This window comes from Flavobacterium sp. XS2P24 (assembly GCF_030010285.1).
Taxonomy (GTDB): domain Bacteria; phylum Bacteroidota; class Bacteroidia; order Flavobacteriales; family Flavobacteriaceae; genus Flavobacterium; species Flavobacterium algoritolerans.
Genome location: NZ_JASCRU010000004.1, coordinates 141,799 through 155,167, shown reverse-complemented (window position 1 = coordinate 155,167; position 13,369 = coordinate 141,799). Strand labels below are relative to the sequence as shown.

The following is a 13,369-nucleotide window of genomic DNA, read 5'->3' as shown; positions in this document are numbered from 1 at the left end:
TTTTTCACTTGTATTTTTATCAAGAATAAAATACTTTGTAGGTATGATAAAACGTTTTTTTGATATTATTTTTTCCCTCTTCACACTTCTCTTATTTTTTTGGGTTGTATTGATTTCTTGGCTGCTGGCTGTTATCGATACGCGGACGAATGGAATCTTTATCCAAGAGCGTATTGGTCAATATGGCAAGAAATTTAAAATATATAAACTCCGTACCATTCCAATTTCATCACCTTCAGAAAATGCTCGTATTTCCCCAATAGGTCAGCTACTTCGAAATTATAAATTAGACGAATTACCTCAACTATATAATATTCTAAAAGGGGATATGAGCGTGGTGGGTCCAAGACCAGATTTATCGGGTTATTATGATTTATTAGAAGGTGAAAATCGTAAAATATTAGAATTGAAGCCAGAATTAACCAGTTTAGCTTCCCTAAAATATAATAAAGAAGAGTTCTTGTTGGAGAAGCAAGAGTCGCCTTTAGCTTATAATGACAGTATTATTTTCCCGGATAAAGTACGGCTGAATCTAGCGTATTACTACAATCGAAGTTTTGGAGGAGATATACTAATTATTTTGAAAACTGTTTGGTTTACTTTTTTTAAAAAATAGCACAACCGATAGTAAAAAGAATATACTATTTCACTCAGATTTATGGAGGTGTTTTTTATTACTTTAGCAGAATTAACTTCCATAGATTTTATTTTCTAGAAGATGGGAAAAAACAAAATTTGGCTTTCACCTCCTCATATGGGAGGCAACGAACAGAAATACATCCAAGAAGCATTTGATTCGAATTGGATTGCTCCTGTTGGTGCTAACATAGATTATTTTGAACAAAATTTAGAAAAGTATTTAGGTTCACATCATGTTGCAGTTTTAAATTCAGGAACTGCCGCTATTCATCTGGGATTAATACTTTTGGGGGTTAAGGCGGGAGATGTCGTAATTTGTCAGAGTATGACTTTTTCAGCATCTGCCAATCCTATTTTATATCAAGGTGCAACTCCTGTTTTTATTGATAGTGAGCTTGAAACTTGGAATTTATGTCCCATTGCGCTTGAAGAGGCGATTCTAGACAGTAGGTCTAAGGGTGTTACCCCAAAAGTAATTATTGCTGTACAATTATACGGCACTCCGTATCAAATAGAAGCCATAAGAGCAGTTGCGGATAAATACTGTATTCCCATTCTTGAAGATAGTGCTGAAGCCTTGGGAAGCCGTTATAAGGGTCAAAAGTGTGGTACTTTTGGCGATATAGCCGTTTTATCTTTTAATGGAAGTAAAATTATAACTACTTCCGCCGGTGGAGCCATTATAACTACTTCTGAGGCATTAAAAAATAGAGCTATTTTTTTGGCAACGCAAGCCAAAGATGATGCGCCACATTATCAGCACAGTGAAATAGGATATAATTACAGAATGAGCACTATATGTGCAGGTATCGGTCGCGGCCAAATGGAAGTGTTGGATTATCATATCGGTTTAAAAAGAGCGATACATGATTTTTATATAGCATTATTTAGGGATATAAAAGGGGTAACCGTTTTCGAAGTACCCAACACTAATTATGAAGCTAATTATTGGTTAAATACTATTCTAATAGATCCAATAGAAACGAATGGAATCACTAGGGAGACTTTACGACTAGAGCTGAGAGCGGAAAATATTGAATCCCGACCTTTATGGAAACCGATGCATTTACAACCTGTTTTTTGTAACTACCCCTTCTATGGAAGTGGTATTGCGTCAAAACTTTTCGATAATGGACTTTGTTTGCCATCAGGCTGTAATCTGACTGAAGCAGATTGTGAAAGGATAAAAAGTGTTGTTTTAAAATTATTTGTAAAATAGAAAGTAACTAGTTTGTAAATAGACTGTTACTTTGTAGTGTACTTGTTTCGATTAATCAATTTTAAAATTGAATTGATTGTTTGCTTTTTTCAATTTATTAATCGTTAATTTTGCTTTAGTAAAAGCAGTAAAGTTAAAAATATATCTATTTTGAATACTACTAAAAACATGGGTTCATCATCAGTAAACCCAAATTTTTTTTCAAGAGAAAACTTGAAGTTCAGCATTCATAATTTGCGCTATCTTCCCAGATGGATTATTGTTATGATGGATTTTTCGGTTTTGGTACTGTCGTTCTTTTTTACCATTCTTATTTTTAAAGGAACGGGGTTAGATTATATTACTAACCCGCACAGTTTTAGGTTTATAGTGGCCTTGTTTGGCGTAAATATTTTCTTTTTCTGGTTGTTTAGGACCTACTCCGGGATCATCAGGCATTCTTCTTATATTGACGCCGTTAAGCTTTTGTTCTCACAAATGGCAGTTTTAGTCCTGTTTCTTTTTTTTAATTTTGCATACGAGTTGTTGTATGGAGAGAAAGCATTTTTAAATACTGCTTTTTTCATAAACATAGTACTTTCCTTTTGTGGATTATTTTTATACCGGGTAATAATCAAACAAACTTTTGAGATCTATTTTTCAGAACAAGGGACGAATAAATTAATCAGAACCATAATCTATGGTACAGATGCCAATGCTATATCGGTAGCTAATGCTTTAAAATTTGAAACACCCTCCCGATTTAAAATTGTTGGGTTTGTTGATAAGAATAATCAAAATGCAACAAAGCGTATGCTGGATTTGCCAATTTTGATTAAAAAGAAAAAATTGCCACCATTAATGCGTTCCGTAAACGCTCAAGCTGTTATCATTGCTGACAAAAGTTTGTCAAAAGAGGAACAATTAGTAATTGTAGATCAATGTTTAGAATTCAACTATACGGTATATACTGTGCCATTAATTTCTGATTGGGAGAATCAAAAAGAGATTAGCCAAAAAGTAAAAAATATTCAAATTGAAGATTTACTGGAAAGAAAACCTATCGTATTAGATAACAAATCGATTTCTAAACAATTAAAAGATAAAACTGTTTTGATCACTGGTGCCGCAGGATCAATAGGTAGTGAAATTGTGCGCCAGGTATTAGGTTTTAGTCCTAAGGTTGTTATTATTTTAGATCAGGCCGAAACGCCATTGCATCACATGTGTCTTGAAATGGGTGGTTTAGAATCTAGTTCTAAAATGCATGCTGTAATCGCTGACGTAAGGAATAAAGAAGCTATGAATAGCGTTTTTAAAAAATATGAGCCTCAAGTAGTTTTTCACGCAGCAGCTTATAAGCATGTCCCTTTGATGGAAGAAAATCCTTCTCAGGCTATTCTTACCAATATAGCGGGTACTAAAAATATTGCCGATTTGTCATGCCTTTACAAAGTCAAAAAATTTGTAATGGTATCTACTGACAAAGCAGTAAATCCTAGTAATGTCATGGGTGCCAGTAAAAGAATTGCTGAAAAATATGTGCAATCTTTACAATTGAAAAATAAAAATAACGGTGAAAAGAATGCTACTAAATTCATTACCACTCGTTTTGGAAATGTTTTAGGATCTAACGGATCAGTTGTTCCGTTGTTTACTAAGCAAATTGCAAATGGAGGACCTATTACGATTACACATCCAGATATCATAAGGTATTTTATGACGATACCTGAAGCGTGTCAATTAGTTTTAGAGGCGGGAGCCATGGGTAATGGAGGAGAGATTTATATATTTGATATGGGCAAGCCAGTTAAAATTATCGATCTGGCCCGAAAGATGATCAAGTTAGCTGGTTTTATACCAGAAAAAGATATCAAAATTGAAATTGTAGGATTGAGACCCGGGGAGAAATTATATGAAGAATTATTGAATGATACCTCAAAAACACTTCCAACGTATCATGAAAAAATTATGATTTCTGAAGAAATTTCAGAAGAGTTTGAGGTTTTAGGTACACATATTGAAGAGCTTATAAGCATTGCAAATCATTTTGATAATGATCAAATTGTACTAAAAATGAAACAAATTGTACCTGAGTTTAAAAGTATGAATTCAACTTTTGAGTTGTTGGATAAGTAACAAAAAAATTATTAGATTGAAAGGGCCCAAAGTGATATTGCTTTGGGCCCTTTTTATTTATAAAACAACGATTATCACAATTTGAAAAATTGATTATTGGCTATTACTTCTTTAAGTGGAGTGCTGTCTTTCAGATTTATTTTTTGTTTGAAGGCAGCAATATGATTATCATGGTGTACATCAGAACCTACGTAGGTATACATTCCTTTTTGTAATAATTGCTCTGCAATTTTAGTGATTGCAGCGCCATAATACCCAACTACTGATAATAAATTCAGCTGGAATAAACAGCCTGCTCTTTTTAGTTTAAGGTATTCGTTAAAATTATTATGATAAAATAAGTACCGTTCCGGATGTGCCAATACGGGAATGTAACCTGCCACTTGTAAGTCAAATAGTATAGAGTATAACTGAATTGGAGGGTTTATGTATGACATTTCTACAAGAACATAGTTCTCTTTTAGAGTCAATAAATTATGTGATTCAAAAAGCCTTACAAACTGATCGTCCATAAGATATTCAGCAGCCGTATTAAAAGGAACAGTAATGTTATTCTTTTCCAGTTCTAAAACTGTTGTGGCTTTCTTTTCCAGAATTTGTTCATGTGTGTTGTCCCAAACATGTTGGATAATGTGCGGAGTGGTAATAAACTCCGAAATCCCCATGTCCAGTAATGCTTGAGTTAATCTTAGCGTATCTCCAAAACTTTTTGCACCATCATCTATACCCGGTAACAAATGAGAGTGTATATCAATATGGTGATCTGGAATTAAATCTTTGAGTATGGGTTTTGATTGGAAGAATGTTAACATACTGCAAAGATAATGAAAAGTGTTTGGTTTTTTGGAATCAATATGCAGGTTTGAGTGTTTTTATCCTCCATAAACGATGATGCAGTTTAGTAGATAAATACTACTACAGCCATGCTCATACATTGATTTATGTAATACGAAAATAATACTTGGAAATTAAAACGAAAGGATGGTTAATAACAGTCCATTATTTTTTCTTTTCTTCGTCAACAATTAGTTTTAAAGAATTGATATAATCAGTGTCAAATTCTATAACTCTTATTTTGTTTTGCTTAAAACTCATTTCGCCGTCAAATTTACCCTCGGTCCCTAAAAAATTTATTACCAGTTCTTTCTCGTTTAGGTCTATTAGTTTGCCGAGATAAACTGCTTTATCTGACTTTTTTGTAATCTGAAAAATTTCATATTTATTCGCTAGAAAGGGTATAATTGAATGCAAATCTTTAAGAGGGATTATTTCCTCTGCGCTTGTTTTAAGACCCTTAAGTTTGATTACTCTTTCTGTGAATTCATGATCTTTGTCTTGAATAATTGATTTTACATTTTTGTTCCTTAGTATCGTGAATCCATCAATTATAAAATCTACAGGATTATTTTTTAATAAAATCCAATCTTCAGTCCAATCGATAAGAAAACCACTAAAGATGTCTTTTTTGTCTTCAAATTCTATTGAAATTAATTGTCGTACGTATTTTTCCATTGTGTGTTTTGGGTTTCGATAGTATTTTACAACTACTGTAAGTTCGTCTGAAGTGACTGTATAATGCCTTTAAAAAGCTTATTTTAATTTAACCAGTACGTAAATGTATTGGATTTAAATCACAATTAAAATTCTTTCTATAAAAAGTTACTTCATGGTTTTCAAGAGGAAATCATTTCTGAAAAGTGTAAAAAATTAGTAAAAGGACTCAGAAGATTCTACCAAAAAATAGATGGATAAGCTTCTTGTGTATCAAAGTTGTCGATAGGTTGTTAATTGTTGGTGTTATTTGTAATGTAATAGTATATTCGCTGAAAATATCTCTTACACCAGATTGGCTTTGCCTTAAAACTGTTAGTTAGAGCAGCGAAGCGTATCCAAAAGTTTCGTTTTTACCGTGAATTTTATCTCATTTAACTTTAGTAGTAGATATTATTTAAGAATTAATAGAATACGTCACTATTTTTAAGGAAATACCAAATACAAATTATTTATATTTGCTTCGTAATGATACCGTTTAGTTAGTAAAGTAAAATAGCTTCTGTCTCTCGACTCCGCTCGAATTGAGATGTTCGAAATGACAAAAATTAACTTTAGGGATTTAGATTAAACCAATGAACCAACCCGAACAAACCAATACCACGTGGCTGTTTGAAATAACACCTAAAAATAAATTCTTCTCACTTAATCTCAAGGAAGTCTGGCAATACCGTGATTTGCTGTTGCTTTTTGTAAAAAGAGATGTGGTGACGGTTTATAAACAAACGGTTTTAGGACCACTATGGTATCTCATACAACCTTTATTTACTTCTCTAACTTTTACTATTGTTTTTAATAATCTTGCTGGAATCAGTACGGGGAATGTACCTCCTTTTTTATTCAATCTGGCAAGTATAACCGTTTGGAATTATTTTACGACTTGTCTTAACGGTACTTCCAATACGTTTGGTAATAATGCAGGCATTTTTGGTAAAGTTTACTTTCCACGGATTATCGCCCCATTGACTGTAGTTATTTCTAACTTGATTAAGTTTGTCATTCAACTATTAATTTTTTTGGCTTTTTATATCTATTTTTATGCTAAAGGAGCTTCTATTCATTTTACTGGTGCTACCGTATTTTTTCCGTTTATTATTGTATTAATGGGAATGTTAGGCTTAGGCTTGGGAATGATAATTTCTGCTTTGGTCACTAAATATAGGGATTTAACGTATTTAATAGGTTTTGGAGTGCAGCTATTGATGTATGTTTCTGCGGTAGTGTATCCTATGAGTTTAATCCAAGAGAAAATGCCGGACTATGTTTGGATTGTTAAATATAATCCGCTGGCTTATTGTATTGAAACAACACGTTATATGTTACTGGGTATTGGAGAATTACCGGTTTGGGGAATGATTTACACCTTTATAGTTACAGTAGTTGTTTTATTAATTGGAATTGTATTATTCAATCACACCGAAAAAAGTTTTATTGATACAGTTTAGTGAAGAGTGAGAAGTGAAGAGTGAGAAGTGAAGAGTGAGAAGTGAATAGTGAGAAGTGAAAAGATTAGTTTATTATGACAAGCAATCTACTTACAATTCATTATTTACAAAAAAAAATAGGATATGGACCATAAAGATTTGGATGTTTGGAAGAGGAGTATGGATTTAGTAGTTAAAGTCTATCAAATTACAAAGCTGTTTCCTGACACTGAGAAGTACGGTTTAACAAGTCAAATGAGAAGGGCTGCTGTATCGATTCCATCAAATATTGCCGAAGGAGCAGCGCGAAAAGGCGATAAGGAGTTCATACAGTTTCTGTATATTTCCATTGGGTCACTTTCAGAGTTAGAAACTTAATATTTAATTGCGATGCGATTAGAATTTATAACAAAAGAGGATGCTTTTGAATTGCAACTCATGGAGGTTAAGAAACTTTTGATTTGATTTAAGAATTATATAAATAGGAAGTGAAAGGTGAGAAGTGAATAGTGAACAGGTAGAAGTTAGTAGTGAAAGGTGAGAAGTTAATGGTGAACAGTTAGAAGTGAAAAGTGATTATTAATTATTTCCTTTCACCACTCAAGATTCACCATTCACGATTTACCATTCACGATTTACCACTCACTTTCACGATTCACTTTCACGATTCACGATTCACTTCTCACTAAAAAAAATGAAAGACATTATATTAAAGGCCGAGAACATCTCTAAGCAATACCGCTTAGGTCAAGTGGGTACTGGAACGTTAACGCATGACTTGAACCGCTGGTGGCACCAGCTTCGCGGGAAAGAAGATCCGTATTTAAAAATTGGAGATACTAATGACCGCACTATAAAAGGGACAAGTGATTATGTATGGGCGCTACAGGATATCAATTTTGAGGTAGAACGTGGCGAGGTAATTGGGATTATTGGAAAAAATGGAGCAGGGAAATCTACTTTATTAAAGATTTTATCCCGCGTTACAGCTCCTACAACCGGTAGTATTAAGTTTGGTGGTCGTGTGGCTTCATTACTTGAAGTAGGAACCGGATTTAACGGTGAAATGACCGGCAGGGAAAATATTTACCTGAATGGCGCTATCTTGGGAATGACTAAAAAAGAAATCACGGCAAAACTCGATGAAATTATTGATTTCTCAGGTTGTGAGCGTTATATTGATACCCCTGTAAAACGCTATAGCAGTGGAATGTATGTGCGTTTGGCTTTTGCAGTTGCGGCATTTCTAGAGCCTGAAATTTTGATAATAGATGAGGTTTTGGCGGTAGGTGATGCTGAATTTCAGAAAAAAGCCATCGGGAAAATGCAGGATATTTCCAGAACGGGCGGTAGGACAATTTTGTTTGTGAGTCATAATATGGCGGCGGTAAAACAGTTGTGTACTAAAACCATTATGATGGAAAACGGGATGATTGTTTTTGAAGGTAAAACGGATGATGGTATTGATTATTATTTGCAATCCAATCAATATGATGGGTATAAAGGGAATTATAATAATGATAATGTAAAAGAATCTGGATTTGTGAGTTTATCTTTAGTTGATGAAATGAATGTTAATCGAACTGAGTTTGGTTTTGATGAAACAATCACTGTAAAACTTAAAGTAAAAGTTGCTGAAAAACATCTTAATGCCCACCTGGGTTTTAGAGTGGTCGATAGAAATGAGAGAGTGATATTTACATCAGAAATTAAAATAGATACTATAATAATTACTAGTGGTATTTGTAATTTAGAAGTACAATTACCAGTAAAATTTTTAGTGCCAAATAAATTTAATTTAACTTTTGCATTGCATGTCCCTAATATAGTTATGATCGATTGTTTAGATGATTGTCTATCTTTTGAGATTGTTGAAACAGGTTCTGATTTGCATATTTATACCGGTAATGATTATGGTTGTGTTTTTGTAGATTGTAATTGGAGTTTAAGGATGGATAAATAATTAGCAAAATTATTGTAAAATTAAATTATGAAATTTTTACAGAAAATAGTAGCCAAACTTCTTAATTCAAAAATGGGTTCGAATAATCCTTATTTGAATATTGGTAATATTGAATTAAAAAGCAGTAAATGTTTGGGACAAGTTAGTATTGGAGAAAAATCCAAATTTTATGAACAAGCCGAAGTTGTTAATTTGCAGCAAGATAAGACAAAGATTAAAATCGGGATAAATACTCATGTAAGAGGAACTTTATTGCTCTTTGCTCATTATGGAAATATTAACATAGGGAATAATTGTTATATTGGATTTGGAACTCAAATTTGGAGTGCAAATGAAATTACAATTGGGAACGATGTATTAATATCACATAATTGCAATATTATTGATACGAATTCTCACGAAGAAAACTATCTAGAAAGGAAGGAATCTTATATTAAAATGTTGATTAAAGGTCATCCAACGGGAAATGTTAATGTGGAATCTGCACCAATTATTATAGAAGATAATGTTTGGATTAGTTATAATGTGTGCATTTTAAAAGGAGTTAGAATTGGAAAAGGAGCAATAATTGGAGCCGGAAGCGTTGTACTTAAGAATGTAGAACCCTTTACAATGGTTGCAGGGAATCCTGCAGTTTTCATAAAAAATATTTCATAAACCCTTTATGTTAAAAAAAATTATTAAAAAGGCGTATAATTATTGCTTAAATCAAGATGCTCAGAAATTAAAAGAGGGTCAAAATAATAATGAAGTAAATTTCTTTAAAAACGGTCAGATTCCATGGTCAGAAGGTTATGCTAACCATAAACAAAAATCAATTCATAAAAGTATTTCTGATGATGCTTTTTTAGATAGATTTTCTAAGAAAACGATGCCAGATAACTACGGTTATCGTTTAGATGAAAGAATTGTTGAATACCCTTGGATTTTTGCCAACCTGAAAAAAGGCAAAACGGTTTTTCTTGACGCTGGTTCAACATTTAATTTTGATTATTTATTGAGTAATGAATTAATCGAAAATAAAGACAAGTATATTTACACTTTTTATCCCGAAGACAAGAGTTACAATTATAAAAGAATATCTTATGTTTATGGTGATTTGAGAGAATTACCATTCAAAGATACTTTTTTCGAGGAAATTGTTTGCCAATCTACCATTGAACATATTGATATGGATAATTCAATTTATGGCTACGATTTAAAATCAACTTTGGATGTTGTAGCAAACAAGAGTTATGAGTATTTAAAAGTTGTAGAAGAATTATTGAGAGTTTTAAAAAATGGAGGGCAGTTGTTGATTACTTTTCCTTACGGTAAATTTGAAAATCACGGTTTCTTCCAACAGTTTGATGATGAAATGTTGCAAAAAGTATTTGATTTGTTTGAAGCAAAAGGAACTATTAAATCAGACTATTTTAAATACGAAACAGCAGGTTGGAGATTTGCAGAAAGAAATGAGTTATCAGAAGTCAAATCTTATAATCCACATACAGGAAAAGGTAAGTTAGATGATGGAGCAGCTCATTGTAGAAGTATAGCTTGTATTAAGTTTATAAAAAAAACGAAATGACTTGGGAAGAAACCATAGAATTTATTAGGACGCAACCTGAATATAAAGAATTGGTTGATAAAGCCTATTTTGATTCAGATTTATCTTTAAATGTGGAAAATTTTATGCAAAGTGAGGAGTTTATTGAAACACTTCAATTGTTAAAAAAATATCAACCTGATGCAAGAACTTTATTAGATATTGGTAGTGGAAACGGAATAAGTGCAGTAGCTCTAGCTCTCAAAGGTTATAATGTTCTGACTATAGAACCTGATTCAAGCGATACTGTTGGGGCAGGTGCAATAAGAAAATTAAAAACACATTATAATTTAACTAATTTAGAAGTTTTTGAAGCTTTTGCAGAAGAACTTCAACTACCTTATGAGAGTTTTGATATTGTTTATGTGCGTCAATGCATGCATCATGCCTATGATTTAGAAAAGTTTGTTGCTGAGGCAAGTCGAGTAACAAAGAAAAACGGTTTATTCATAACGATTCGTGATCATATCATTTTTGATGAACGTGACAAAGAATGGTTTTTAAATAACCATCCGCTTCAAAAGTTTTACGGAGGAGAAAATGCATTTACTCCAAGTGAATATAAAACAGCTATGATAAAAGCGGGTTTGAAAATTGAAGAGGAAATAAAGTATTTTGATAATATAATAAACTATTATCCTTCCTCAAAAGAAGAGATTTCTAATATGTTTGAATTTGCGAAAAGCAAAGCACTTTTAAATCTAAATAAAAAAATAGGAGTCTTATCAAAAATATCTTTTTTGCAAGAAATGTATTTTAAAAAGATAGGTTTAAGTAAGGAAAGTGTTTACGATGAGAAAAAAATATCTGGTAGAATGTATTCTTATTTATGTATCAAAAAATGAAAATCTTAATCATAGGTTCAAGAGGATTTATAGGAAGTCATTGTGTAGATTATTTTCAATCTAAAGGACTTGAAGTATGGCAAGCTGATGTCAATGAATCATCGGTCGACAACTTTTATAAAATTAATCGTCAGAATTCTGATTATTCCATATTATTCAAAGAGCATCAATTTGAGGTTTGTATAAATGCTTCTGGTTCTGCTCATGTGGGTTTCTCATTTGAGAATCCTTCTAAAGATTTTGAACTCAATGTAGTTAATGTTCAAAAAATATTAGTTTCAATCCGAGATTATAATCCGCTATGTAAGTTTATCAATTTTTCGAGCGCTGCCGTCTATGGTAACCCCCAATTTTTGCCCATTACAGAGAATAGTAGTTGCAAACCTTTGTCACCGTATGGTTTTCATAAATTGCAAAGCGAGTTGTTGCTTGCGGAATATCACAAGTTTTTTGGATTGAATACCTGCAGTTTACGAGTCTTTTCGGCTTACGGGCCAAGGTTGAAAAAGCAATTGTTTTGGGATTTATACCAGAAATCGCTTCAAAGTGATGTAATTTCACTTTTTGGAACAGGCAATGAAACTAGGGATTTTATTTACATTGATGATTTACTGCAAATTATTGATTTAGTAATTCAGCATTCACCTTTTCAAGGTTCCATTTATAATGTTGCTAGTAATATTGAAACGACAATTGCCGAGGCGGCACAATTATTTATTAAAGTGTTTTCTCCCAATAAGGAAGTAGTATTTAATGAGGAAATCAAAGTAGGCGACCCAAATAATTGGCTTGCTGATATGGAAATCCTTAAAGGAAAGGGGTTTCAACCTCAATTTAATTTACATTTGGGACTAAAGAAATATGCAAAATGGCTCAAGGAAAACGAATAGGAATTATTTACAGTTACAATGAAGATTGGATTGGTGGTGCTTACTATATCCAAAATTTGATTCGTTCGCTAAACTACCTACCCAAAAAAGAGCAATTTCAATTGCATATTTTGACAAGTGATAAACAAGGTTTTGAGGAATTAAAAAAAGTTACCGGATACCCAAAAATGAAATTTGTAAGCGAAATTATTCGCTTTAATAAAGTGGAAGGATTTATTAATAAGGTTTCTTTTAAAATTTTCAAAAATAAATTTATTTCCAAAAAAATTCAGTTAAATTGGTTATTTCCACTTTTTGATGTGCCCACTCATTTGAAACATGTAAGTGATTTAGTGTTTTGGGTTCCTGATTTACAAGAAAAATTCCTTCCTGATTTTTTTTCAGCAGAAGATGTAAAAATGCGTCATGAGAGGTACCTTAAGATGATTGAGTTAAATCATAAAATTGTTTTTAGTAGTCAATCCGCTTTAGATGATTTTAAAACCTTTTACCCCGATTCAAAAAACGAAAAAAAAGTACTGCAGTTTGCAGTCATACATCCTGCTTTAATTGAGGAAGACATAAAAAGCGTTAAAGAAAGATACGGGATTACAGGAGATTACTTTTTCTCGCCGAATCAGTTTTGGCAACATAAAAATCATATTTCCATAATAAAAGCGGTTAAGATTTTAAAGGATAAAGGGGTTGCTGTAAAAATTGTTTTTACAGGTAAAGAGTATGATTACAGGAATCCTGACTATACTACTAATTTGAAACGTAAAGTCATAGATTATCAATTAGAAAATGAAATACTGTTTTTAGGTTTTATAGATAGGATAGATCAACTTGTGTTGATGAAAAATGCGCAAGCAGTCATTCAGCCCTCTTTGTTTGAAGGATGGAGTACCGTAGTTGAAGATGCTAAAGCGCTAAATCAAACTTTAATTGTCTCTAATATTAGTGTACATAAAGAACAACTTGGCGATAAAGGCTATTTTTTTAATCCTAATGACGCTAGTGATTTGGCACATAAAATTGATGAGGTAATCAGTAATTCAATGAATAAATTGAAATATGATTTAGACTATTCTGAAAATATTAAAAACTTTGCTATTAAGTTAAAGATGCTGACAAATAACAATTAGTCTTTATT

General features: G+C 32.3%; 12 protein-coding genes and 1 pseudogene. 11 read left to right on the top strand and 2 right to left on the bottom strand.

The genetic code is table 11. The features are described from left to right. Window positions 1-43 precede the first annotated feature (43 nt). From QLS31_RS05130 to QLS31_RS05120, 3 genes are all read left to right on the top strand, one after another. A complete protein-coding gene (locus QLS31_RS05130; RefSeq protein WP_282742985.1) occupies window positions 44-616 on the top strand; it encodes a sugar transferase in 573 nt (190 codons plus the stop codon). Window positions 617-718: 102 nt separating this feature from the next. Further along, window positions 719-1,858: a DegT/DnrJ/EryC1/StrS family aminotransferase gene (locus QLS31_RS05125; protein ID WP_282742984.1), complete on the top strand. Its 1,140-nt coding sequence runs from the start codon at window positions 719-721 to the stop codon at window positions 1,856-1,858. Window positions 1,859-2,026: 168 nt separating this feature from the next. Next, window positions 2,027-3,976 (top strand): nucleoside-diphosphate sugar epimerase/dehydratase, encoded by a 1,950-nt coding sequence (locus QLS31_RS05120; RefSeq protein ID WP_282743055.1) that lies wholly within the window; start codon window positions 2,027-2,029, stop codon window positions 3,974-3,976. 74 nt (window positions 3,977-4,050) lie between these two features. Here QLS31_RS05120 and QLS31_RS05115 read toward each other — a convergent pair whose 3' ends face one another. Both QLS31_RS05115 and QLS31_RS05110 read right to left on the bottom strand, forming a co-directional pair. Then, on the bottom strand, window positions 4,051-4,788 hold the full coding sequence (locus tag QLS31_RS05115; protein WP_282742983.1) for a CpsB/CapC family capsule biosynthesis tyrosine phosphatase: 738 nt from the start codon (window positions 4,786-4,788) through the stop codon (window positions 4,051-4,053). Window positions 4,789-4,975: 187 nt separating this feature from the next. Continuing rightward, entirely contained in the window at window positions 4,976-5,488 is a 513-nt protein-coding gene (locus tag QLS31_RS05110) for a hypothetical protein (RefSeq protein ID WP_282742982.1), read from the bottom strand. Window positions 5,489-6,102: 614 nt separating this feature from the next. Here QLS31_RS05110 and QLS31_RS05105 point away from each other — a divergent pair. The 8 genes and pseudogenes from QLS31_RS05105 (at window position 6,103) to QLS31_RS05070 (ending at window position 13,361) form a co-directional block, all read left to right on the top strand. Next, the gene (locus QLS31_RS05105) at window positions 6,103-6,972 is read left to right on the top strand and encodes an ABC transporter permease (RefSeq protein ID WP_282742981.1); all 870 of its coding nucleotides are present in this window, start codon (window positions 6,103-6,105) and stop codon (window positions 6,970-6,972) included. Window positions 6,973-7,095: 123 nt separating this feature from the next. Then, window positions 7,096-7,326, top strand: a pseudogene (locus QLS31_RS05100) (four helix bundle protein); the annotation flags it as partial. A gap of 319 nt (window positions 7,327-7,645) precedes the next feature. Then, window positions 7,646-8,914 (top strand): ABC transporter ATP-binding protein, encoded by a 1,269-nt coding sequence (locus QLS31_RS05095; protein WP_282742980.1) that lies wholly within the window; start codon window positions 7,646-7,648, stop codon window positions 8,912-8,914. Window positions 8,915-8,941: 27 nt separating this feature from the next. Beyond that, window positions 8,942-9,571, top strand: a complete 630-nt coding sequence (locus tag QLS31_RS05090; protein ID WP_282742979.1) for an acyltransferase — start codon at window positions 8,942-8,944, stop codon at window positions 9,569-9,571. A gap of 7 nt (window positions 9,572-9,578) precedes the next feature. After that, window positions 9,579-10,484, top strand: a complete 906-nt coding sequence (locus tag QLS31_RS05085; protein ID WP_282742978.1) for a methyltransferase domain-containing protein — start codon at window positions 9,579-9,581, stop codon at window positions 10,482-10,484. Then, window positions 10,481-11,347 (top strand): class I SAM-dependent methyltransferase, encoded by an 867-nt coding sequence (locus QLS31_RS05080; RefSeq protein WP_282742977.1) that lies wholly within the window; start codon window positions 10,481-10,483, stop codon window positions 11,345-11,347. Before QLS31_RS05085 ends, QLS31_RS05080 begins: the two co-directional genes overlap by 4 nt. Further along, window positions 11,344-12,237, top strand: a complete 894-nt coding sequence (locus QLS31_RS05075; protein ID WP_282742976.1) for an SDR family oxidoreductase — start codon at window positions 11,344-11,346, stop codon at window positions 12,235-12,237. The genes QLS31_RS05080 and QLS31_RS05075 overlap by 4 nt, the downstream gene beginning before the upstream one ends. Then, on the top strand, window positions 12,216-13,361 hold the full coding sequence (locus tag QLS31_RS05070) for a glycosyltransferase family 1 protein (RefSeq protein WP_282742975.1): 1,146 nt from the start codon (window positions 12,216-12,218) through the stop codon (window positions 13,359-13,361). Before QLS31_RS05075 ends, QLS31_RS05070 begins: the two co-directional genes overlap by 22 nt. The last annotated feature ends 8 nt before the right edge of the window (window positions 13,362-13,369 follow it).

Bases quoted from the DNA above. Each gene is read 5' to 3' on its own strand.
- QLS31_RS05095 (WP_282742980.1), top strand. From the start codon at position 7,646: ATGAAAGACATTATATTAAAGGCCGAGAACATCTCTAAGCAATACCGC.
- QLS31_RS05105 (WP_282742981.1), top strand. From the start codon at position 6,103: ATGAACCAACCCGAACAAACCAATACCACGTGGCTGTTTGAAATAACA.
- QLS31_RS05125 (WP_282742984.1), top strand. From the start codon at position 719: ATGGGAAAAAACAAAATTTGGCTTTCACCTCCTCATATGGGAGGCAAC.
- QLS31_RS05130 (WP_282742985.1), top strand. From the start codon at position 44: ATGATAAAACGTTTTTTTGATATTATTTTTTCCCTCTTCACACTTCTC.
- QLS31_RS05120 (WP_282743055.1), top strand. From the start codon at position 2,027: ATGGGTTCATCATCAGTAAACCCAAATTTTTTTTCAAGAGAAAACTTG.
- QLS31_RS05070 (WP_282742975.1), top strand. From the start codon at position 12,216: ATGGCTCAAGGAAAACGAATAGGAATTATTTACAGTTACAATGAAGAT.
- QLS31_RS05115 (WP_282742983.1), bottom strand. From the start codon at position 4,788: ATGTTAACATTCTTCCAATCAAAACCCATACTCAAAGATTTAATTCCA.
- QLS31_RS05085 (WP_282742978.1), top strand. From the start codon at position 9,579: ATGTTAAAAAAAATTATTAAAAAGGCGTATAATTATTGCTTAAATCAA.
- QLS31_RS05080 (WP_282742977.1), top strand. From the start codon at position 10,481: ATGACTTGGGAAGAAACCATAGAATTTATTAGGACGCAACCTGAATAT.
- QLS31_RS05110 (WP_282742982.1), bottom strand. From the start codon at position 5,488: ATGGAAAAATACGTACGACAATTAATTTCAATAGAATTTGAAGACAAA.
- QLS31_RS05090 (WP_282742979.1), top strand. From the start codon at position 8,942: ATGAAATTTTTACAGAAAATAGTAGCCAAACTTCTTAATTCAAAAATG.
- QLS31_RS05075 (WP_282742976.1), top strand. From the start codon at position 11,344: ATGAAAATCTTAATCATAGGTTCAAGAGGATTTATAGGAAGTCATTGT.